This window comes from Bradyrhizobium sp. WD16, from assembly GCF_024181725.1.
In the GTDB taxonomy this organism is placed as follows: domain Bacteria; phylum Pseudomonadota; class Alphaproteobacteria; order Rhizobiales; family Xanthobacteraceae; genus Bradyrhizobium_A.
Genome location: NZ_CP028908.1, coordinates 2,687,473 through 2,710,000, shown reverse-complemented (window position 1 = coordinate 2,710,000; position 22,528 = coordinate 2,687,473). Strand labels below are relative to the sequence as shown.

The 22,528-nt window shown below is 65.5% G+C and carries 18 protein-coding genes and 1 riboswitch; of the genes, 7 read left to right on the top strand and 11 right to left on the bottom strand.

All coding sequences use genetic code 11. The features are described from left to right. Window positions 1-41 precede the first annotated feature (41 nt). A complete protein-coding gene (locus DB459_RS12520; RefSeq protein WP_253713543.1) occupies window positions 42-2,159 on the top strand; it encodes a M23 family metallopeptidase in 2,118 nt (705 codons plus the stop codon). Between the two features lie 87 nt (window positions 2,160-2,246). On the opposite strand, the gene DB459_RS12515 is transcribed toward DB459_RS12520, so the two are convergent. Further along, window positions 2,247-3,476, bottom strand: a complete 1,230-nt coding sequence (locus tag DB459_RS12515) for an MFS transporter (RefSeq protein ID WP_253713179.1) — start codon at window positions 3,474-3,476, stop codon at window positions 2,247-2,249. Window positions 3,477-3,681: 205 nt separating this feature from the next. Here DB459_RS12515 and DB459_RS12510 point away from each other — a divergent pair, with 205 nt between their 5' ends. Next, window positions 3,682-5,313 (top strand): SMP-30/gluconolactonase/LRE family protein, encoded by a 1,632-nt coding sequence (locus tag DB459_RS12510; RefSeq protein ID WP_253713178.1) that lies wholly within the window; start codon window positions 3,682-3,684, stop codon window positions 5,311-5,313. Window positions 5,314-5,362: 49 nt separating this feature from the next. Here the strand turns inward: DB459_RS12510 and DB459_RS12505 are convergent, their stop codons facing one another. From DB459_RS12505 to DB459_RS12485, 5 genes are all read right to left on the bottom strand, one after another. Further along, a complete protein-coding gene (locus DB459_RS12505; protein ID WP_253713177.1) occupies window positions 5,363-6,289 on the bottom strand; it encodes an SDR family NAD(P)-dependent oxidoreductase in 927 nt (308 codons plus the stop codon). Between the two features lie 108 nt (window positions 6,290-6,397). Next, the gene (clpB, locus tag DB459_RS12500; RefSeq protein ID WP_253713176.1) at window positions 6,398-9,064 is read right to left on the bottom strand and encodes an ATP-dependent chaperone ClpB; all 2,667 of its coding nucleotides are present in this window, start codon (window positions 9,062-9,064) and stop codon (window positions 6,398-6,400) included. A 361-nt stretch (window positions 9,065-9,425) separates the two neighbouring features. Beyond that, window positions 9,426-10,049 (bottom strand): TIGR02594 family protein, encoded by a 624-nt coding sequence (locus DB459_RS12495; protein ID WP_253713175.1) that lies wholly within the window; start codon window positions 10,047-10,049, stop codon window positions 9,426-9,428. Between the two features lie 218 nt (window positions 10,050-10,267). After that, a complete protein-coding gene (metW, locus tag DB459_RS12490; protein ID WP_253713174.1) occupies window positions 10,268-10,930 on the bottom strand; it encodes a methionine biosynthesis protein MetW in 663 nt (220 codons plus the stop codon). After that, on the bottom strand, window positions 10,930-12,132 hold the full coding sequence (locus tag DB459_RS12485; protein WP_253713173.1) for a homoserine O-acetyltransferase: 1,203 nt from the start codon (window positions 12,130-12,132) through the stop codon (window positions 10,930-10,932). Before DB459_RS12485 ends, metW begins: the two co-directional genes overlap by 1 nt. Window positions 12,133-12,195: 63 nt before the next feature. Further along, window positions 12,196-12,275, bottom strand: a riboswitch (SAM riboswitch). 195 nt (window positions 12,276-12,470) lie between these two features. On the opposite strand from DB459_RS12485, the gene DB459_RS12480 reads away from it, so the two are divergent. The 3 genes from DB459_RS12480 to DB459_RS12470 are packed head-to-tail and all read left to right on the top strand — an operon-like array spanning window position 12,471 to window position 15,433. Then, the gene (locus tag DB459_RS12480) at window positions 12,471-13,355 is read left to right on the top strand and encodes a chorismate mutase (RefSeq protein WP_253713172.1); all 885 of its coding nucleotides are present in this window, start codon (window positions 12,471-12,473) and stop codon (window positions 13,353-13,355) included. 37 nt (window positions 13,356-13,392) lie between these two features. Continuing rightward, window positions 13,393-14,484, top strand: coding sequence for a histidinol-phosphate transaminase (gene hisC / locus DB459_RS12475; protein ID WP_253713171.1), 1,092 nt, complete (start codon window positions 13,393-13,395; stop codon window positions 14,482-14,484). A gap of 1 nt (window position 14,485) precedes the next feature. After that, window positions 14,486-15,433 carry a prephenate/arogenate dehydrogenase family protein gene (locus DB459_RS12470; RefSeq protein ID WP_253713170.1) on the top strand — a complete coding sequence of 316 codons (948 nt, stop codon included), beginning with the start codon at window positions 14,486-14,488 and terminating at the stop codon, window positions 15,431-15,433. 48 nt (window positions 15,434-15,481) lie between these two features. On the opposite strand, the gene DB459_RS12465 is transcribed toward DB459_RS12470, so the two are convergent. Next, the gene (locus DB459_RS12465) at window positions 15,482-16,678 is read right to left on the bottom strand and encodes a DUF2125 domain-containing protein (RefSeq protein ID WP_253713169.1); all 1,197 of its coding nucleotides are present in this window, start codon (window positions 16,676-16,678) and stop codon (window positions 15,482-15,484) included. 196 nt (window positions 16,679-16,874) lie between these two features. Here DB459_RS12465 and DB459_RS12460 point away from each other — a divergent pair, with 196 nt between their 5' ends. Then, window positions 16,875-17,477: a gamma-glutamylcyclotransferase gene (locus DB459_RS12460; protein WP_253713168.1), complete on the top strand. Its 603-nt coding sequence runs from the start codon at window positions 16,875-16,877 to the stop codon at window positions 17,475-17,477. A gap of 329 nt (window positions 17,478-17,806) precedes the next feature. On the opposite strand, the gene DB459_RS12455 is transcribed toward DB459_RS12460, so the two are convergent. The 4 genes from DB459_RS12455 to ftsE form a co-directional block, all read right to left on the bottom strand. Continuing rightward, on the bottom strand, window positions 17,807-18,592 hold the full coding sequence (locus tag DB459_RS12455) for a 1-acyl-sn-glycerol-3-phosphate acyltransferase (RefSeq protein WP_253713167.1): 786 nt from the start codon (window positions 18,590-18,592) through the stop codon (window positions 17,807-17,809). A 98-nt stretch (window positions 18,593-18,690) separates the two neighbouring features. Further along, window positions 18,691-19,389: a YdcF family protein gene (locus DB459_RS12450; RefSeq protein ID WP_371926937.1), complete on the bottom strand. Its 699-nt coding sequence runs from the start codon at window positions 19,387-19,389 to the stop codon at window positions 18,691-18,693. Between the two features lie 169 nt (window positions 19,390-19,558). Next, window positions 19,559-20,500 (bottom strand): cell division protein FtsX, encoded by a 942-nt coding sequence (locus DB459_RS12445; protein WP_371926980.1) that lies wholly within the window; start codon window positions 20,498-20,500, stop codon window positions 19,559-19,561. Window positions 20,501-20,536: 36 nt separating this feature from the next. Further along, window positions 20,537-21,196, bottom strand: a complete 660-nt coding sequence (ftsE, locus tag DB459_RS12440; RefSeq protein WP_253713165.1) for a cell division ATP-binding protein FtsE — start codon at window positions 21,194-21,196, stop codon at window positions 20,537-20,539. A 423-nt stretch (window positions 21,197-21,619) separates the two neighbouring features. Here ftsE and DB459_RS12435 point away from each other — a divergent pair, with 423 nt between their 5' ends. Continuing rightward, window positions 21,620-22,513 (top strand): MJ0042-type zinc finger domain-containing protein, encoded by an 894-nt coding sequence (locus DB459_RS12435; RefSeq protein ID WP_253713164.1) that lies wholly within the window; start codon window positions 21,620-21,622, stop codon window positions 22,511-22,513. The last annotated feature ends 15 nt before the right edge of the window (window positions 22,514-22,528 follow it).

Here is a 22,528-nt window from a genome sequence, read left to right as displayed (position 1 = left end):
GTTCGATCGATCCGGGCATCTGGAATTGGGGGAAAGTCGACTTGAACCACGGCACTGTACGGGGGCAGCACGGGCGCGAGGCGGAGATCATCGATCTCGGCCATGAACCGCCGCTGTCGGTCGACGGCTCCGAAGCTGCCGTCATCGATCGCCGCCGCGTGTCCGTGCAGTGGTTCAGCGGCACCATTCTGACGGGTCTGTGCGGCGCGGCCCTCATCGGCGGCGCCGTTTTCACATCGCTCGACGGCGAGATGACTTTCGCCAAGCTGCCGGAGCGCGTCGAAGGCGCGCTGCGTGGCGCCTTCGGCACCAATGACAAGCAGGCCGCCGCGCGCAAGGCCGATCGTCTGCCGCCACCGAGCGAAGCCAATGCGGCGCGGCAGGTATTGCGCGTGTCGCAGGCAATGCGGGTCGGTAATCGCGACGTCATGCGCGTGCGCCCCTTCATCCGCATTTCCGGCAACCTGTCGCTGACCACCAGCGAACTCTCCGCCAAGATTCCGCCGTTCAACGCCCAGCGCATGCTGGCCGATGTCGGCACACCGCCGCCCGCCGCGGAAGACGAGGCGCAGAACGGCGGCGCCGAGCCCGATGCCGAGGTCTCTTTCGTGACCCGCGACCTCGGCACCGTGCTACCCAAGGCCAAGATCGCCGCGACAGTTTCCATGGATGAGGTGCTGCTGCGTGTCCGTGATGCCTCCCACTGGCGCGGCAATGGTCCGACCGGGGGTGTGCGCTACGCATCGGCCGGCGGACCCATGGACATCAAGATGGCCTATGCGGCCGAGGGCGGCGTCGACCCATATGCCGGCTTTGAAGCACGGATCGTGCCGGAAAACGTCACGCTGCTGCCCAAGACCAAGGAGCAGGCGACCGGCGGCGCCCAGCCGGCCGAGCGCATCCACATCGTCAAGAAGGGCGACACCATCGTCTCGATCATCCGCGATCAAGGCGGCACCGCAGAGGAAGCGAAATCGATTGCCGCGACGCTCGGACCGCGCGGCAAGGACGGCGGCCTGAAGGAAGGCCAGAAGGTCCGGGTCCTGATGGTCGCCTCGGCGCCCGGCCAGCGGCTCCAGCCTTACCGAGTCATTGTCGCCAACGACACCACCGTCGAGGCCGTGGCCGCCCTGTCCGATATGGGCAAATACGTCGCCGTCGACGTCCAGAGCCTCAACTCGACCACCGCGACCGCCGACACCAGCGATGACAGCGAAGACGAGGATGATGGCAGCGGCGTCCGGCTCTACCAGAGCATCTACGAGACGGCGATGCGCAACAAGGTTCCGCCGTCCGTCATCGAGGACATGATCCGGATCTATTCCTACGACGTCGATTTCCAGCGCAAAGTGCAGCCAGGCGACTCGTTCGAGGTGTTCTATGCGGGTGAGGACGACAATGCCGCGACGCCCGACAAGAACGACGTGTTCTACGCCTCTCTGACAGTGGGCGGCGAAACCAAGAAATTCTACCGCTTCCAGACCCCCGACGACGGCGTCGTCGATTTCTACGACGAGACCGGCAAGAGCGCGAAGAAGTTCCTGGTGCGCAAGCCGGTCAACACCGCGATCATGCGCTCGCCGTTCGGCGCCCGCCGCCATCCGATCCTCGGCTACACCAAGATGCATACCGGCGTCGACTGGGCCACCGCCTACGGAACGCCGATCTTCTCCTCCGGCAACGGCGTCATCGAAAAGGCCGAATGGTCCGGCGGCTATGGCAAATATATCCGCATCAAGCACCCCAACGGCTATGAGACCGCCTACGGCCACATGAGCGCCTTCGCCAAGGGCATGGAGCCGGGCAAGCGCGTGCGCCAGGGCCAGGTGATCGGCTTCGTCGGGTCGACGGGCCTGTCGACCGGTGCTCACGTCCACTACGAGATCCTGGTGAATGGACGCTTCGTCGACCCGATGCGAGTCAAGCTGCCGCGCGGCCGATCGCTGGAAGGACCGCTGCTCGCGAGCTTCGAGCAAGAGCGTGATCACCTCGACGGCATGATGAACAACCGCAGCGGCGCGCGCGTGGCGCAAAACCAGGATCCGGCCCCCTCCCCCGCCAAGCCCAAGGGCCTGATCGGCGCCACAACTCCGGGCACTCTCAATCGTGCCACGGGCGCAACCACGGCAGCCGCGACCTCGTCGAGCGAATCACGCTGATCGCGCCCCCCCCCCTGACACTTCCGCGTTCAACTGACACTCCTGCGCTCTCCTGATGCGCGGTGCCGCATGCGCGAAGGCACAGGCTCATGACTTCGGCGGACCAGCGACCGCGCCGGGCCGCCGCCAAGTTTCCCGCATGATCGACAGGCCAAGCAGCGCCAGGGCGGTGAAGCCGGCCCCGGCGAAAAATGTGGCGGCGGGCCCGAACTCATCCCACAACGCGCCGGCAATGATGCTGGAGATGAGGGTCGCGATGCCGGCGGCAAGACTGTAGACGCCGAATGCGGTGCCGCGCAGATCCACCGGCGCGGTGTCGGCGACGAGTGCTGCAAGGAGACCCTGGGTCAGCCCCATATGCAGGCCCCAGACCGCAACGCCAACCATCGCCGCAGGCACCGAGGTGCCGAGGGCGAAGACGAGATCGGCGGCGACGAGACAGGCAGTCCCGGCGATCAGCACCCCGCCCCGCCCGATGCGGTCGGAGAGCACGCCCGCCGGATAGGCGGCCAGGGCATAGACCACATTCATCACCACCATGATGAGCGGCACCATGGCGACCGACAGGCCGGCGCGCTGGGCGCGCAGCACCAGAAAGGCTTCGCTGAAGCGCGCCAGCGTCAGGATCACGGCAATGCCGACGACGATCCAGAACCGCGCACCGAGGCGTCCGGCATCGGCGAACCGCAGGCGCTGGCGCGGCCGCCCTTCATGGCCGCGCGGCTCCTCGACCCCGACCGTGATCAGCAGCAGCGAGGCAAACGCCGGCACCACCGCGATCCAGAACACGGTGCGGTAGCTATCGAGTGTCCAGAGCATCAGCCCCACGGCGAGGAGCGGGCCGATGAACGCGCCGACGGTATCGAGCGACTGGCGCAGGCCGAAACTCGCGCCGCGCTCCTGCGGCGGCGAAAGATCCGCCACCAGCGCATCGCGCGGCGCCCCCCTGATGCCCTTGCCGATGCGGTCGACAAAGCGCGCGGCGACGAACCACGCCGCGGTGGTAGCGAGCGGAAACACCGGCTTGGTGAAGGCCGCGAGTCCGTAACCAAGCGCCGCCAGGAGCTTGCGCCGCCCAAGCCAATCCGACAGCGCGCCGGAGAATATTCTGGTGATCATCGCCGTGGATTCGGCGATGCCTTCGATGAAGCCAACCGTCAGCACGGACAGGCCGAGCACAGTGGTCAGATAGACCGGCAGCAATGCATGGATCATCTCCGAGGAGATATCCATCAGCATCGACACGAAGCCGAGAGCCCAGACCCCGCGCGGGACATCGCGCCAGCGTGGCGCAGTTCGAGGGGCATCCGACACCATCTCAGATCTCAATTTCTGATTGCCGCTGCGCCCAGTCGAAGCCCGTTGGGCCAGACTGTCAACCGCTAGCGCGATCGTGCAACCAGGCGCTGCCGCGGCGCAAGGCTGTCCGACGCCACAAGTTCTGAGCCCACAACCCTTTGCACCCAACGGCAGGCCCACGCATACTGGCTCGTATCAACAAACAAACTCGGAAGGATTTGAGATGATTGGGCGGCTTTCACTCGGCGCGATCATGGTGGGCGCACTCGCGCTCACAGCCGGCACCGGGGCTCGTGCGGACGGCTACACGGTCACTCGGCTGGTTCCCGGCTCGGCCTTCCATGGCGTCCATGGTCTCGGCTTCGACCGTGATGGCCGGCTATTCGCCGGCAGTGTCGCCGGCGCCGCACTCTACGAGGTCGACATCGCCAACGGCACAGCCAAAATTGCCGTGCCGAACCCCGAGGGCATGGCGGACGACATCGCTTTCGCCCCCGACGGCACCATGGCCTGGACGGCGTATCTGTCCGGCGACCTCTATGCGCGCAAGGGCGACGGGCAGATCCGCAAGCTCGCTTCCGGCCTGCCTGGCATCAACTCCCTCGCCTTCCGCAAGGATGGTCGCCTGTTCGCGACTCAGGTGTTCCTCGGCGATGCTCTCTACGAGATCGATGTCGAGGGCGCCAAGCCGGCGCGCAAGATCATGGAGAAGATGGGCGGCCTCAACGGTTTCGAATTCGGACCGGACGGCCGGCTCTATGGCCCGCTGTGGTTCAAGGGCCAGATCGCGGCAATCGACGTCGACAAGGCCGAGCTGACCATCGTCGCCGAGGGCTTCAAGGTGCCCGCGGCGGCGAATTTCGACTCGAAGGGCCGTCTCTGGGTGGTCGATACGGCTAACGGCCAGCTCGTCCGCGTCGACGTCAAGACCGGCGCCAAGAACGTCGTCGCGCAGCTCAAGCCCTCGCTGGACAATCTGGCGATCGACGCCAAGGACCACATCTTCGTGTCCGACATGGCCGACAACGGCATCCAGGAGATCGATCCGGAAAGCGGCGTGGCGAAGCAGGTCATCATCGGCAAGCTGGCGCTGCCCGGCGGCATCGCCGTCGTCTCAGCGGGCGGCAAGGACACAATCTATGTCGCCGATGTATTCGCCTATCGCAGCGTCGATGGCACGACCGGCGGCGTCTCGGAGGTCAGCCGCATGCATGCCGATGGGGTCACCCTGGACTATCCGATGAGCGCGACGGCGAAGGGAGACGTCGTCGTGCTGTCGAGCTGGATCACAGGCACGGTGCAACTGGTCGATCGCAACACCGGCAAGACGCTCGAGATGCTGCACGACTTCAAGGCGCCCTATGATGCGATCCGTCTCGACGACGGCAGCCTCCTGGTCAACGAATTGGGGGCAAAGTCGCTGACGAAAGTGAGCGGCGAACACGGCAAGGACCGCAGCACGATCATTGGCGACCTTGCCGGACCGGTCGGTCTCGCCGAGGGGCCGAACGGGAGTGTCTATCTCACCGAAGCCTTCGGCGGGCTGGTCGCGAGGATCGACCTCGCCAGCGGCACCAGGACGGTCGTAGCCAAGGACCTGAAGATGCCCGAGGGACTCGCGGTCACGCCGGCGGGCAAGCTCGTCGTCGCCGAGGTCGGCGCGAAGAGGCTGGTCGAAATCGATCCGCAGACCGGCACCATCAGCGAGATCGCATCCAACCTGCCGATCGGCCTCGTTGCCGCGCCGGGCCTGCCGCCGACAGATATTCCCACAGGGGTCGCCGTTGGCGGATCGGGGACGATCTATTTCTCGTCAGATATCGAGAATGCGATCTACAGGGTGACGGCAAAATAGGACATCGGCCGCCGCGCGGTGCAGGAGCTGACACCGCGCGGCGCCTGCGTCAGTCCAAGCCCGCGACGATCGCCTCCGACATCGCCCACAGCCGCGGGCAGATCGATGGATCTTCCGCGTCGGGCCGCGGGTTCGCCAGGTTGCAGTCGGCAAAATAGCATCCCGACAGCCGGGCGACGTCGGGATGGACCGCGACGTAGGACTGCGTTGCCGCCCCCTGGGGGATGGTCTTGAAGGCGAGCCAACCGCCTACCACTCTCGCCACCTCCAGCAGCGGATTGGTCATGTGGCGCGTCACGTTGGTCTCCATGACGATGCCGGGATGGATCGCGTTGGCAACGCGCCCCGTGCCGGCGAGCCGATGGGCGAGCTCCTTGGCAAACACCAGATTGGCGAATTTCGACTGCCCATAGGCCCTCGACGGACGGTAGCATTTAGCACCCGACAGATTGTCGAAATCAATGCCGCCTGGCTGCGCCCACCGATGGGCGGCACTGCTCACCATCACGACCCGGCCGTCAGCGGCGAGCTGATCGAGCAACCCCGTGACCAGCATGAAATGGCCAATATGGTTGGTGAAGAAGTGGCCCTCGAGGCCATGGATCAGGGTCAGCCGCGGCAACCCCATAACGCCGGCATTGCAGATGACGGCAGCGAGAGGCGCACCCCCTGCCTTAACCGCGGCGACAGCGCCGCGCACCGATGATGGTTCGGACAGATCGCAGGCGATGGCGCTGACACGACCACCGACTGCCGCCGCTGCGGCCCGCGCCTTAGCCTCGGTCCGGGCGGTACCAATCACGGTGGCGCCGCGCAGGGCGAGGACACGCATGGTCTCGAATCCGAGACCGGAGCTGCAGCCGGTGACGAGGATGGTCTTGCCGCCAAGATCCAGCCCCGCGGTAACGTCTGCCGCCGTCGAACCATAGCCGAAGCCGCTCGGGCCATTGCGCTTGATCAGAGCATAGAGCGACATCGATCCGTCCCTCGATGGCCACTGCGCCGACCGGACCTCAGCCGAGCATGAAGCCGCCTGCGACGAAAATGGCCGGGGCACCGCCCCGGCCATCTGACTGCTTGATCGTCAATGGGTCGTTCGCGGCCCCTCGCCCGTGCGCAGGACCGGCGGCACCGCGCCGCGACTTTCGAACACCTCGTTCGCCATCACGACCTCTTCGCCATTGAAAGTCAGCCCATGCTGACCGGCGGCGATCACCACGTCCTCGCCATCGCGAACATCGCCGGCCAGGATCATCTCGGCGAGCGGATCCTGCACGCTGCGCTGGATCACCCGCTTCAACGGCCGGGCGCCATAGGCGGGATCCCAGCCCTTTTCGGCGAGCCAGTCGCGTGCCGATGCGTCGAGCTTCAGCGTGATCTTGCGATCCTCGAGCAGCTTCTGCAGCCGGCCGAACTGAATCTCGACGATACGACCCATCTCGCTCTTCTGCAGCCGGTGGAAGAGGATGATCTCGTCCACGCGGTTGAGGAATTCAGGCCGGAAATTGGCCCGCACCGCCGTCATCACCAGGTCGCGCACCGCACTGGTGTCCTCGCCCTCGGGCTGGTTCACCAGGAATTCGGCGCCGAGATTGGAGGTCATGATGATCAGCGTGTTGCGGAAGTCGACGGTGCGCCCCTGACCGTCGGTCAGGCGGCCGTCATCGAGGACCTGCAGCAGCACGTTGAACACGTCCGGATGCGCCTTCTCGATCTCGTCGAACAGGACAACCTGATAGGGACGCCGCCGCACCGCCTCGGTAAGAGCCCCGCCCTCGTCATAGCCGACATAGCCCGGGGGCGCGCCGATCAGCCGGGCCACGGAGTGCTTCTCCATGTATTCCGACATGTCCATACGCACCATGGCGGTTTCATCGTCGAAGAGGTATTCGGCGAGTGCCTTGGTCAGTTCGGTCTTGCCGACGCCAGTGGGGCCAAGGAACATGAACGAGCCGATCGGCCGGTTCGGATCCTGCAGGCCGGCACGGGAGCGGCGCACCGCAGTCGACACCGCCCGCACCGCTTCGGTCTGGCCGATGACGCGCTTGCCGATCGCCTCCTCCATCTTGAGGAGCTTTTCCTTTTCGCCTTCAAGCATCTTGTCGACGGGCACGCCGGTCCAGCGCGACACCACCTGGGCGACGTGATCGGTGGTGACCGCCTCCTCGACCATGGCGCCGCCGGCCTCGCTCTCCTCGATGCCCGCGAGCTTCTTCTCCAGTTCGGGGATCCGGCCATAGGCCAGCTCGCCCGCGCGCTGGTATTCGCCGCGGCGCTGGGCATTGGCGAGTTCGACACGGAGCTGGTCGAGCTCGGCCTTGAGCTTGGCGGCATCCGACAGCTTGCCCTTCTCCGCGCTCCAGCGCGATGTCAGGTCGGCCGAGCGCTTCTCGAGATCGGCGAGCTCGGTCTCCAGGGTCTGCAGGCGGCTGCGCGAACCAGGATCGCTCTCCTTCTTGAGCGCCTCCTGCTCGATCTTGAGCCGGACGATCTCGCGATCGATCAAGTCGAGCTCTTCCGGCTTGGAATCCACCTGCATCTTCAGCCGCGCCGCCGCCTCGTCGACAAGGTCGATGGCCTTGTCGGGCAGGAAACGGTCGGTGATGTAGCGGTTGGACAGGGTCGTGGCGGCTACCAGCGCGCTGTCGGCGATGCGCACGCCGTGGTGCTGCTCGTACTTGTCCTTGAGCCCGCGCAGGATCGAGATGGTGTCCTCGACGGTCGGCTCCGAGACGAAGACCGGCTGAAAGCGCCGTGCCAGGGCGGCGTCCTTCTCGACATGCTTGCGGTATTCGTCGAGGGTCGTGGCGCCGATGCAGTGCAGCTCGCCGCGCGCCAGTGCCGGCTTGAGCAGATTCGAGGCATCCATGGCGCCGTCGGCCTTGCCGGCACCGACCAGCGTGTGCATCTCGTCGATGAACAGGATGATGCCGCCTTCGGCGCCAGTAACCTCCTGCAGCACGGCCTTCAGCCGCTCTTCGAACTCACCGCGATATTTGGCTCCGGCGATCAGCGCGCCGAGATCGAGTGACAGGAGCTTCTTGTCCTTGAGGCTCTCGGGAACGTCGCCGTTGAGGATGCGCAGCGCGAGACCCTCGACGATGGCGGTCTTGCCGACGCCGGGCTCGCCGATCAGCACGGGATTGTTCTTGGTCCGGCGCGACAGCACCTGGATGGTGCGGCGAATCTCCTCGTCCCGGCCGATCACCGGGTCGAGCTTGCCGTCGCGCGCCGCCTGGGTCAGGTCTCGGGCGTATTTCTTCAGGGCGTCATAGGCGTTCTCCGCCGAGGCGCTGTCGGCGGTGCGGCCCTTGCGCAGGGCCTCGATCGCGGCATTGAGATTTTGCGGGGTGACGCCGCCCTGCTTGAGCAGCGCACCTGCGTCGCTGTCCTTCTCCAGCGACAGCGCCAGGAGAAGGCGCTCGACGGTGACGAAACTGTCGCTGGCCTTCTCGGCCGCCTTCTCGGCCGCATCGAACACCCGCGCGGTCGCGGGCGCGAGATAGACCTGGCCGGCACCGCTGCCCGACACCTTCGGCATCTTGCCGAGTTCGGTTTCGGTGGCATTGAGGATGGCGCGGGAGTTACCCCCGGAGCGGTCGATCAGACCGCCGGCCAGCCCCTCGCTGTCGTCCAGCAGCACCTTGAGCAAATGCAGCGGGGTGAATTGCTGATGTCCCTCGCGCAATGCCAGCGATTGCGCGGACTGAATGAAGCCCCGCGCACGGTCGGTATATTTTTCGATATTCATGACTAAGACGGTCCTTTCCCTCGGCCTGCCGGCAATGCCCCGAAGGCACATTTCCAGCATCGTCATGGGGGTGGCCCCGACCGTCGTTGACTTTTGTCAAGCTCATGCGAGCCCGTTCCGTCAGCACGGCCGCGGCGGACGGCAGGACGCCGTCCTGCTCGGAATGTGGGCATGCCCCGTCCCGGGCGGAAGAGGGTACCGGAACCAAATTCGCGATCTAGCCCAACCGGGCGGTGAGCCGGCAGTCGGCTGGGCGCCGTGGAACCGAACTAATCCGTGGCGACCCGTGCTGCGGCACTTCGATGTCGACGTTACCGCCGGCGGCACACGGCCGCCGGCGACGACGTCGTCGTTCGGTCCGTCAGCTCGCCGGCAGGACGTAGGCGTAGATCCGCCCGCGCGGGTAGGTCGCCTCGGCGACACGGTGGCCGTGATTGCCGGAGACGACGATCGGATTGCCGTGAGGGTCGATGCCGCTGACGACGCCGACATGACCGCCGCCGCGGCGGCCCATCACAGCGATGGCGCCAACCTGCGGGCCGGAGACACGCTGGCCGTAATGGGCGAACGAACTGGCGAGGTCCGAACCGGTGCCGTGATGGCCCGAACGCTGCAGCACCATATTCATGAAGCGTGCGCACCACAGGGTGCTACGTCCGGTGGGATTGCCGCCGAGATAGCGCCGCGCCTCGGCGACGACGTCGGAGCCGAAGCCGCCAAAACCTTGCGGCGCGGCATCAGCAGCAGCCACATCGGAAACGCCGGTGAGACGGCGACCGTGACGATAGGCATGCGGCGCAATGTGATGGCGGCCCTCATGATGGCGAACGTGACGGAAAGCATGATGATGTTGTTGATGATGATGACGGCCGGCGCCGTGAGCAGGTCTTGCCGAAGCCGGTGTCGCGAGTGCGACGATGGTGAGAGAACCCAACACAAGCGCGGCGGGCCGCGCCAATAGGCACAAAGTTCGAACAGAAATCATTCAGTCAATCATCCTCGTGACACCCCCTTTTGCCCGACGGCCCCGTCCGGGGCCGCCGTCCGGCCGCGACAAACGAATCTGATGTGGCCAGAGCATGGCGCACCGCGGCTCAGCCCTCGCCGAGCGCGAACATTTTGTGTCAATGATGAGGAATTTTCGCGAAGGACGGTGCGAGTGTCACATCCGTTAACGCCGCTTAACGTCTGACGCGCGTGCTTTTACCGTTTGCCGCGACTGAGCAGGAAGACCCCCTGCTCGCCGAACAGATTCCAGAACCACCACGGAGCATTGAACCGCAGCGGCCGGCCCGAACGATCGAGCGCCACCGCCCGCTCCATCTTAACGTTGATCTCGTCGCAGAGCTGAACGAAATCCTTGATGGTACAGAAATGGATGTTGGCGGTGTCGTACCATGTTGCCGGCAGGTGCTCGGTGCGCGGCATCTGGCCCTTGAGGAGCAGCTGCAGCCGCATCCGCCAATTGCCGAAATTCGGAAACGACACGATGGCGCGGCGACCGATGCGCAGGAGATGCTCGAGCACCACGCGCGGCTGGCGCGTTGCCTGCAACGTCTGCGACAGAATCACATAGTCGAAGGCATCATCCGGATAGTTGACGAGATCGGTATCGGCGTCGCCCTGGATCACGGCGAGGCCCTTGGCAACACAGTGATTGACGCCCTCGCGCGAAATCTCGATGCCGCGGCCATCGACCCCGCGGCTCTCGAGCAGCCGCAGCAGGTCGCCTTCGCCGCAGCCGACATCGAGCACCCGCGAGCCGGGCTCGACCATTTGCGCCACCAGAAGGTGGTCACCGCGATAGACCTTCGGCGCCTCGGGAGCCGTCGCTGCGGACTGGAGGGCCTGAGACTGCGTCACCATCATCGTGTCTCCGCCGGCAAGCCGCGGGTCTTGGCGGCCGACTGAAGGAAGGCGCGAACGATATCGAAGAACTCCGGCACTTCGAGCAGGAAGGCATCGTGGCCGCGATCGGTCTCGATCTCCGCGAAAGAGACCCGTGCGCCGCCGGCATTGAGCGCATGCACAACGGTGCGCGATTCCGAGGTCGGAAACAGCCAATCGCTGGTGAAGGACACCACGCAGAACCGGGTATCCGTGCCGCGAAAGGCGCTGGCGAGCGCGCCGCCGTGGTCGGCGGCGAGATCGAAATAGTCCATGGCCCGCGTCAGATAGAGATAGGAATTGGCGTCGAAACGTTCGACGAAGGACGACCCCTGATGGCGCAGATAGCTCTCCACCTCGAAATCGGCATCGAAGGAGAAGGTCGGCACCTCACGATCCTGAAGACGGCGACCGAACTTGCGATGCAGCGCCGCGTCGGAGAGATAGGTGATATGCGCTGCCATGCGCGCCACGCCGAGGCCGCGATGCGGCTTGATGCCGTGCTCGAAATAGCGCCCGTTATGCCAGTCCGGATCGGCCATCACCGCTTGGCGGCCGACTTCATGAAAGGCGATGTTCTGGGCCGAATGACGCGGCGCGCAGGCAATCGGCAACGCCGAGAATACGCGCTGCGGATAGGCGGAGGCCCACTGCAACACCTGCATGCCGCCCATCGAACCGCCGACCGCCGCGAACAACGTCTCGATGCCGAGCCGGTCGATCAGCATGGCCTGGGCACGCACCATGTCGGGAATGGTGATGACCGGGAAATCCAGCCCCCATAGTCTTCCGGTGGCGGGATTGGTCGAGGACGGGCCGGTCGAGCCGAGACACCCGCCGACCACGTTCGAACAGACGACGAAATAGCGCTCCGTATCGATCGGCTTGCCCGGACCGACCAGCGTCTCCCACCAGCCGGGCTTGCCGGTGACCGGATGGACATTGGCGACGTGCTGATCGCCGGTCAGCGCATGGCAGATCAACACTGCGTTGGTGCCGTCGGCGTTCAGCCTGCCGTAGGTCTGATAGGCGATCTGGAACGGCGCGAGATCGACGCCGCAGTCCAGCCGCAGCGGCGTGTCGGAGCCGAACTCCGCGACCAGCGAGGTCGGACGATCGGCCTCGCGCGCATAGTGCGGCGCCGGCGCTCGCTTGCCTGCTTCGAGGGCGGAATCGGACATCGTGTCTCCAGACCAATGGATCTGGTCATAAAAAAACCGGCCTGAACAACGGTTCGGCCGGGATCTCGTCTGTCCCCGGCCTGTTTAGCGAGTTGTTTAACGTGGCTGCAAGCCGGCCGGCTCAAATGACCACGGAATACCAAAGCTTCTATGCCCGGCCGGGCCGATCGTCAAGGCGCGTCGCTTCCCCGCCGGCCTCGGCCGGGGGTCGGCGAAAAGGCAAATTGGTCAATGTTTTCTTTGCTTTCGTCCGTCCAACTTCCTATCAATGAGCCTTCCCTGCGCGGCTTTTTCTTTCGATCGAAACTGTCGGCGCACGTCGTTCCGAAGGCCGCGAGATGTCCAAGTCCCCCCCCGCGTCACCCCCCGCACCGCCAGTGCTGACCGACTTGCGTCGCGAGATCGACCACATCGACGAGCAGGTGCACACCCTGCTGATGCAGCGTGCCGACATCATCGATCGACTGATCTCGGTGAAGAAGACCCAGGAGGTCGGCTCGGCGTTTCGTCCGGCACGCGAGGCGGACATGATGAAGCGGCTGGTGCAGCGCCACCGCGGCATCCTGCCGCTCGACACCGTCGAGAGCATCTGGCGCGTCATCATCGCCACCTTCACCTATGTGCAGGCGCCATTCTCGGTCCACGCCGACCTGTCGCCCGGGGAATCGGCGATGCGCGATTCCGCCCGTTTTCATTTCGGCTTCACCGTGCCCTTCGTCGCGCATTTCAGCGCCGCGGCCGCGGTCGAGGCGGTGGCGAAATCCAAGGGCGACCTCGCGCTGGTCTCGGCGACCGGCGGCCGAACCCCGTGGTGGCTGCCGCTCGAGGCTACCGGCGCGCCGAAGATCATCGCCCGCCTGCCCTTCGTCGAACGCGCCGACCATCCGGCGGCGCTGCCGGTCTTCGTCGTCTCGCGTGTCGCCGACGACGCCATGGTCACCGACATCGAGATGTGGAGCATCCGCGTTTCCGGCTGGAGCGCGGCGGTGGCCCGCGCGGTATCTCCGCTCGCCGACATCGTCGCCGTGCCCGACGGCACCTTCGACGGCGCGGCGCTGCTGGTGTCGCTGCCTGGACGCGGCTCGCCCCGCGAGACCGCGGCCCTCGACGAACTGCGCGTCACCCTGATCTCGGCGGGGGCTTCGGTGCGCACCACGGCCCTCGTCGGCAGCCACGCGGCGCGCTATACGGTGTCTCAGACGCCCGCGCCGGAAGCGCCCTGACAAGCCTCTCGATTCGTTCCATTTGGAGTTTCGTTCGATGTCTCGCCCCGTGCCGAAGCCCGGCATTCTCGATATTGCGCCCTACACGCCCGGCAAGAGCGGCAGCGAACAAGGCGGCCGCGTCTTCAAGCTGTCCGCCAACGAGAACGCTCTGGGTCCCTCGCCCAGGGCGGTCGAGGCCTACAAGGCGGCAGCGGCGCATCTCGAGGACTATCCGGAAGGCTCGTCGCGGGTGCTGCGCGAGGCCATCGGACACAAATTCGGCCTTGATCCGGAACGCATCATCTGCGGCGCCGGCTCCGACGAACTCCTCAATCTCCTCGCCTATGGCTATCTCGGGCCGGGCGACGAGGCGATCCACACCAGCCATGGCTTCCTGGTCTACCCGATCGCGACCATGGGCAACGGCGCCGCCAATATCGTCGCTCCGGAGCGGAACCTGATCGCGGATGTCGACGCCATCCTCGGTCTGGTGACGCCGCGTACCAAACTGATCTGGCTCGCCAATCCCAACAACCCGACCGGCACCTACCTGCCCTTCGACGAGGTCAAGCGGCTGCATGCGGGGCTGCGGCCGGATGTGCTGCTGGTGCTGGACGCCGCGTATTCCGACTTCGTCTCGCGCAACGATTACGAATCCGGGATCGAGCTGGTCGCGACCACCGAGAACACGGTAATGACGCGCACGTTTTCGAAGATCTATGGACTCGCGGCGCTGCGCATCGGCTGGATGTACGGGCCGGCGCACATCATCGACGCAGTCAACCGTATCCGTGGTCCCTTCAATGTCAGCACGCCGGCGATGATGGCGGCCGTCGCCGCGCTGGAGGACAGCGAATATTACGAGATGTCGCGGACTCACAATGAGCGCTGGCGGACCTGGCTAACCGAGGAGATCGAGCGCATCGGCCTGACGGTGACGCCGAGCGTCACCAACTTCCTGCTGATCAACTTCCCCAAGACCAAGGGCAAGACCGCCGACGACGCCGACGCGTTTCTCACCGAGCGCGGGCTGATCCTGCGCGCCTTGAAGAACTATCATCTGCCCGACGCTCTGCGCCTGACCATCGGCACCGAGGAGGCCAACCGCCTCGTAGTCGCGGCGCTGGCCGACTTCATGAGGAACTGACGTGAATGCCGCCCCTCTCTTCGCGCGGGTCGCACTGATCGGGCTAGGCTTGATCGGTTCGTCGGTTGCGCGCGCCGTACGGCAGCTCGGCCTCGCCGACGAACTGGTGGCGACCGACGCGTCGCCGCAGGTCCGCGCGCGCGCAGCCGAAATCGGCCTCGCCGACCGCATCGCCGACGATAATGCCGCGGCAGTCAAGGACGCCGATCTGGTGATCGCCTGCGTTCCGGTCGGTGCCTGTGCCGCCGTGGCGCAATCCATCGCGCCGCACCTCAAGCCCGGCGCCATCGTGTCCGATGTCGGTTCGGTGAAGGCCGCTGTACTGCGGGCCATGGCGCCGGAGCTGCCGCCACATACGCATTTCATCCCGGCGCATCCGGTGGCCGGTACCGAGGATTCCGGGCCTGACGCCGGCTTCGCCGAACTCTTCATTAATCGCTGGTGCATACTGACGCCACCTGCCGGCGCCGACGCCGCGGCGGTGGAGCGTCTCGCCGAGTTCTGGCGCCGGCTCGGCGCCAATGTCGAAGTCATGACGGCCGAGCATCACGATCTGGTGCTGGCGGTGACCAGCCATTTGCCGCATCTGATCGCCTACACGATCGTCGGCACGGCCGACGAGCTCGAGGATGTGACCCGCTCGGAAGTGTTGAAATTCTCGGCCGGCGGCTTTCGCGACTTCACCCGCATCGCGGCCTCCGATCCGACCATGTGGCGCGATGTCTTCCTCAACAACAAGGAAGCGGTACTGGAAATGCTTGGCGCCTTCCAGGAGGACCTCTCCAAGCTGACACGCGCGATCCGGCGCGGCGATGGCGAGGCGCTGTTCGATCATTTTACCCGGACCCGGGCGATCCGCCGCGGCATTGTCAGCATCGGCCAGGATGCGGCGGGACCGGATTTCGGCCGGCCGCACGGACCGCTGCCCAAGACCGAGGGGGAGGGCTAACCGCGCGAGCGCAGCACAGGCTTTCGCTGTTTTTCGGTCAAGCGCCTGTCAATACAGCGGCGGCAGTTGTGCCACCTGGAGCGGCCCGAGGAAGACCGCGCCGTCGACGAAGCGCAGCGGCAGCGCGATCGCCTTTCGACCTTCCAGCGTGGTCTGCTGGCCGAGCATGTTGATCCCAACGGCGAGGCCGGCATTGACGTTCTTGCGGGCGAGATTGCCGAGGCCGGGAATCATCTTGTCGAGCGCGCCGAGCGCGTTGTTGACATCACGCGCGCTGACGCCTGGCGCCATCTTGTCGACGGCGGACTGCGACATGCCCTGGTCGACGGCGCGGTCGAGCCCCAGCGCCGGGATGATCTTGTCGAGCCCGGCAACGGTCATTTCCAACTGACCATCGAGCCGGCCGTTGGCGCTGATGCCGAGCGTGCCGGCAGCAAGCGACAGCACCTCGCCCTGCTCGACCCGTGATTGGGTGATTTCGATCCGGCCGCCAGCCGCCTGGATCTCACGGAATCGTACAGGCCACGGCTTGGGCGAGAGATCCTTCAGGCCGCGGATCTGGGCACGGATATCAGCGCTGAACGGCGCCTCGAGCACCGGATGAACCCCCTTGAGTGAAGCCTTGGTCAGTTGCAGCACGGTCTCGATCACGGGGTTGTCAGCGACCGATCCTTCGGCGAGGCGGCTGTGCAGCTCGAGGTGATCGGCGCGCAGCAGCTCGGTGGCCTGGCCGCCGGCAAGACGGTCGAGCGCGGGATTGTCGAAAGCGAGCGAGACGCGCTGGGGCGCCCCCGGCCAACCGGCGACGCTGGCTTGGCCGAGGCGCCAATTGGCACTGAACGAGGGTTGCTGGCCGAGATCGGCGAAGGTCACCGGCCCGGTGAATTCGGCGATGATCAGCCTTGGATCATAGATCTGCGCCACCACCAGGATGTCCGTCAGGCGAGCGGTGATCGGGGTCTTGGTGGCGAGCTGTTCGGCCGTCTGCGACGACAAGGTGATGCTGGCGTCCTCGCAGCGGACCTCGAGACGGAACGGAAAGCCGCCGATCGAGCGGCGACCGCAGTCATAATCCCGGCCGGCGCTGGCCTCGCGGGCGCGCCAGCCGTCCAGAACGTCGTCGGCACGGCTGCGGACATAGAACCAGAAGCCGCTCCAGCCGACCGCGAGCACGAGGACGAAGACCGGCATCGCATAGAGCGGCCAGCGCGAGCGCCGGCGCGGCGTCGAGGCGAAATCAGACATGAGGGACCCTGACCACGAGATTGGGGCGATTTGCAGCCCCGACGCGTTCTAACGTTCGCATGCCCCTACAGCGAGCATTTTTCCCAGTTTCCGACCGCCTTTCGGCGCAAACTAGGTCCCCGAAAGGGGCTGGACGAAACCCAGCCCCTCGCCCGCAGCGGTTGAAAGCGGCGCGGCGCCGTGACATTTGGTCGCCATGGCGACGCATATGCTTTCCGACATCGAAGACGACGACGGCGACCTCTGGGTTTTCGGTTACGGGTCGCTGATCTGGAACCCCGGCTTCGACTTCCTCGAACAGGTCCCGGGCCGGCTGGTTGGCGAGCACCGGGCACTTTGCATCTATTCCTGGGTCCATCGCGGTACGGCGGAACGTCCCGGGCTCGTGCTCGGCCTCGACCGGGGCGGTGCCTGCCAGGGACTCGCCTTCCGTGTCGCCGGCGAACGGCGGGCCGCGACCATTGCCTATTTGCGCAAACGCGAGCAGGTGACCCGCGTCTATCGCGAGGTCAAGCGCTCGGTCTGGCTGCACAACCATCCGGTCGAGCGCGTCAGCGCCCTCACTTACGTCGCCGATCGCGGCCATGACCAATATGCCGGGCGGCTGCCGCTTGAACGGCAGCTCGGGCTGGTCCGCCACGGTCATGGCGTCTCGGGCGCCAATGTCGATTACGTGCTGGCGACGGTGAAGGCGCTGGAGAGCCACGGCATCCGCGATCACACCTTGCATCAGCTCGCCGCCCGCTTGCAGGCCGAGGCAGCGCCGACGCCGGTAACGTTGACCGGCGAGAAAGCCTAGTGCGGTGGATCTGACGCTCGTATCAGCATTGCAGCGAATTCGCCGTACGCGCGTCAGATCCAAAACCGCACTAGAATCATAGCTATACTGGTGTCCCTTTGGATCTAACGTACGTATGAGTGCTCGCTGCGAAGGGATACGAACGTTAGAAACGGGACACTAGTGTGGCGTCTCGCAATTGCCTATGCCCTTCGCGGCAAGCCCCTGTAGGCAATTGCGAGACATAAGCCGCACTAGCTTTTTGATTTTGCTAGTGTCCTGATGTCTCCGAATTACCGTGCGAGGGTGAGGCAAATGAAGCGGTAATTCGGAGACAGGACACTAGATTCTCAGGAACGACTCTGGGCCTCAGTCGGCCCCAGCGCGACGCCGCGACCGAACAGCCTCGCCTGCTCGGCACGCCCTTCGCCGACGAGCCGTTGGGTCGCCGTCTCGATTGCCGTCGACAACCGCTCGAGAAATTCGTCGCGCGGCAGCCCTGGCGGCAGCGGATCGAGGAATTCGACGACGATGGTGCCGGGATAACGCATGAAGGTGCGCCGCGGCCAGAACAGCCCGGCATTGAGCGCCACCGGCAGGCAGGGCACGTCGCAATCCAAATAGATCTGGCTGACGCCATATTTGTAGCGCGGCTCAGCACCGACCGGCCGGCGGGTACCTTCGGGAAAGATGATGAGCTGGCGACCGCGCCGAACCTGCTCGCGCGCCGCCCGCGCCATCTGCCGTAGCGTGCCGCCGCCGGCGTTGCGGTTAACGCCGATCATCTCGGCCTTGGTCAGATACCAGCCAAAGAACGGCAGCCACTTCAGCTCGCGCTTGAGAATGTAGAGCGGCTCATCGAAGAAGCCAATCAGCGAGATCGTTTCCCACAACGACTGGTGCTTGGAGGCAACGATCAGCGGCCCCAGTGGAATCTTCTCGACGCCGCGATACTCGACCTTGATATTGCAGATCACGCGCATCAGCCAGGTGCTGCAACGGCCCCAATTTTTGGCGATGGTGAGAATCCCCTTGCGGGGCATCAGGAAGGTGGGAATGCCGATGATGATCCACGCCACCATGTGGACGTAGAACACCACGTTGAAGATCAAGGACCGCAGGAAGATCGAGACCATTACAAACCGACCGCAATTCCGCTCCGGCCGCGGCGAATTGGTGCCGGCCGGCGGGCCCTGTTTAGCGAAGATGGACGGAAGACGACAGGCGTATTTGCTCAGCGCGAGGTGACCTTGGCGCCCCGCGCGACTTCGGTCTGGACTCCATCCGCAACGCTGATGCCGGCGATCCCGAAGCGATCGAGCCGGACCCGGACCTCGGCGACGATGTATTTGGCGTATTCGCGCAGCAGCAGCCTGAGCGCCGCGCCGCTGGTCCACCACGGCTCGTCATTCCACTTGTCGCCGACCACGGGGAACGGAATCAGCGCTACGTCGGGCATGGCATGGGACAGCTCAACGATGGCACGCGGCATATGATAGTTCGAGGTGACGACGATCAGCGAATGAAAGCCACGTTCCCGCACCCACCGCCTGGTCTCCACTGCATTGCTGCGGGTGTTCACTGCGGAGTGATCGAGGTCGACGCAGCAGCCGAGCAGCGGCTGGCTTTCCGGCAGCGAGCGCTGAATGTCGGCGGCGCCGTTGGTCGGGTGCACGCCGGAGATCAGGAGGCGCTTGCCATAGCCGACCGCCAGCAGCTCCATGGCGTCGGAGACGCGGGACGAACCGCCGGTGAGGACAACGATGCCGTCGGCGTCGCGCCAGGGCTTCACCTCGCTCTGTGGCAGCTGGTTCAGGAAGACGAAGAATCCGATGATGCTGACCACAACGACGGCCGCGCCGAAGCCGAGCGCGAGCCTCATGCGCCGGAGCGGCGCGCCACGTCGCGATCGATAGGCCTCATCCAGCATCATGATCAGGTCGTCCGGCTCCCCCTGCCAGTCATTCGCATCTCTTACCCGGGCCCCCTTGGCGCCGCCCCCGACGCCGGGCCCGTCCGTCCCATGCAAGTCTAGAGCAAATTCCGGCATTGCTGCGACGGAAAGATAGGCTCGATTCGGCGGCGCCCCAGCCGCATCCTGCTCACTCGATCTCCTCGAGGGTGGAAAACAGCGTCCGCCGCGATGCCCAGGCGGTGATCGCAGCGATTGCCGCCGCCTGGACCATCAGCGTCAGGTAGCCCGAGGGCTGGAGCGAGAAGGTGCCGAGCAGGGCGGCGAACTGGTCGCCCGCCGGGGTCCCGGCGAACCAGCTGCCGATCGATTCGGAGAAGCCGAACAGCAACATCGCCGCGCCGACGCCGATCGCCCCGCCCTGGCAGCCGAGCAGCAGGAAATGCCGCAGGAAATGATTGGCGATGTAGCGGTCCGACGCCCCGACGAAGTGCAGCACCTCGATAATCGGCCGGTTCGCCGCCATGGCGCCGCGGGTGGCGAACGAGACCGAGATGATGGTGGCGAGGATCACCAGGGCGAGGATGCCGATACCGGCCAGCACGGTGGCCCCGGTGGACGAGCGCATCCGCTCAATCCAGGCGCGGTGATCGTCGATACTGGCGCTGGGCGCCACCTGGGCGGTGCGGGCGCGCAGCGCGGCGAGGTCCAGCCGTCCGTCGGGCGCGATCTGAGCCACAATGACCCGCGGCACCGGCAGATCGCCGAGGGACAGGCCGGTACCGAGCCAGGGCTCGAGCAGCTTTGCCGATTCATCCCGGCTGAAGGGCCGCACCGTCACGATTCCAGGCTGGTTCTTCACGGCATCGACCACTGCGGCGACATCACGGTCGAGGTCACGCCCCTGGACCGGACGCAGCTGGATCGTGATCTCGCTGGCGACGTCCGATTGCCATTCCGCGGCAGCGGCCCGCACCAGCAGCACGCCGCCAGTGGTCAGCGAGGCGAGAAAGGTCATGATCGCCACCACCGCAACGAGGGCCCGGCCGGAGATCGAATCGCGCGGCACGACGGCCGATACGTTGCGCGCCCGCGCCGGCAACTGCGGTCGCTCGGACGCCATGTCCATCATCCCATGGCGCGGTTGGACGGGCCTTTTCATGCCGGCTCACTCATAGATATGCAGTCGCCCTTCGTGCAGCACCATACGCCGGGCGTCGTACTGATCCATCAGGCCAATATCGTGGGTGGCGATCACCACCGCCGTCCCCGTGCGGTTGAGTTCGATGAACAGCCGCAACAAGCGGCGGCCGAGCGTCGGATCGACATTGCCGGTCGGCTCGTCGGCGAGCAGCAGCAGCGGCCGCGCGATCACGGCGCGCGCGATCGCGGCGCGCTGCTTCTCGCCGCCCGACAGGATCGGCGGCAGGGCATCCATGCGCTCGCCGAGCCCAACCCAGCGCAACAGATCGATGACTTCCTTGCGGTAGCTCGATTCCGAACGACCCATCACCCGGAACGGCAGAGCCACATTCTCGTAAGTGGTCATGTGATCGAGCAGGCGAAAGTCCTGCAGCACGATGCCGATACGCTTGCGCAGATCGGCAATCTGCTCCTTGCCGAGCAGCGAAACGTCCTGACCGAACAGGTTGACCAGACCGCGGGTCGGGCGCAGCGAGAGAAACAACAGGCGCAGCAGCGACGTCTTGCCGGCGCCCGACGGGCCGGTCAGAAACTGGAAGGAATGGGCCGGAATCTGGAAATTGAGATCGCGCAGCACCTCGGGACCGAGACCGTAGCGCAGCCCGACATTTTCGAAACGGACCACGGTCAGCTCCGCTCACGGGGCGCGGCGTCGCCCCGGGCATTTCCGTGCTCCCGCACCAGCGACGGCTGTCCGCCCGCCGGACCGTTGTTGTCGCATCCCTGGGGCACTCGTAACTCCATGAATCGAATGCCGTTTTAGATGGCCTCGACCCAGCCCTGCCGCAACGCCTCGGCCTGGACCGACCTCCAACTGCCGGCCCTGCCCCGGATCGCAGCGGCTCCCACTGACCCGGTTCTAACGTTCGCATCCTTTGCTGCGAGCACTTGTAGCGAACGTTAGAACCAACGCCCGTCCCGAGAATTCGCAGCAAGGCCGATGCGAGTGTCAGATCCACCGCACGAGAACTTGTGCGGCCGTTATGGTTTCCGGTTCGTTAACGCTCCGCTGCTAGAACGCAAGCGAACTGTCTCGGCGAGCCGTTCCATGCAGATCGTTTGTCCCCATTGTACGACATCCTATACGGTCGATCCGGCTACCTTCGGCACCGCCGGGCGGACGGTTCGCTGTGCCCGCTGCAAGGAGACATGGCTCGCCTTCCCCGAGGAGACCGCGGCACGGACCCTGACGGCAGCCGTCGAGGACGACGGTTGGGCGATGCCCCCTCCCGCGCCACCGGATGTACCGGTGGTTTCAAGCCCCTCGATCAGCACTGATCTGCCCGGCGAAAGCCACGCGGATGCCGATACCGAATGGGCCGCCATGGCGCGGCAGGATGCCGAACATTTCGAGGACTTCGGTGATCAACTGGAACCGGAAGTCGAGCACACCGGCTGGAAGGCCCGCCTCGGCCTGTCGAGGCTCTCGCTCGGACCGCTGGCGAGGATCCGCTTCACCCGCCTGCCGTTCCCGCTGGCCGCGGCGCTGCGGATCCGCCCGCCCGTCGGCCTGCCCGGCGCCTGTACCGTGATGGCCGCCCTCGTCATCGGCCTCCTCTATTGGCGCGCCGACATCGTCCGCGTCATGCCGCAGACCGCCGCCTTCTTCAAAATGGTCGGCCTCGGGGTCAACCTGCGCGGCGTGGCCTTCAATGACGTCCGGCTTTCGACGGAAGTCGTCGACAACAAGCCAGTGCTGATCATCGAGGGCAACATCATCCATGCCGGCAAGAAAGCGGTCGATGTTCCGCGCCTGCGTTTCGTGGTGCGCGATGCCCATGGCACCGAAGTCTACGCCTGGAACGCGGTGCTCGATCAATCATCGCTCAAACCGGGCGAAAAGGTCTGGTTCAAATCGCGCCTCGCCTCGCCGCCGACGGAAGGCCGCGACATCACCGTGCGTTTCTTCAGCCGCCGGGATCTCGCGGCCGGCGGCGCGTAATGCGCAACGCGATCT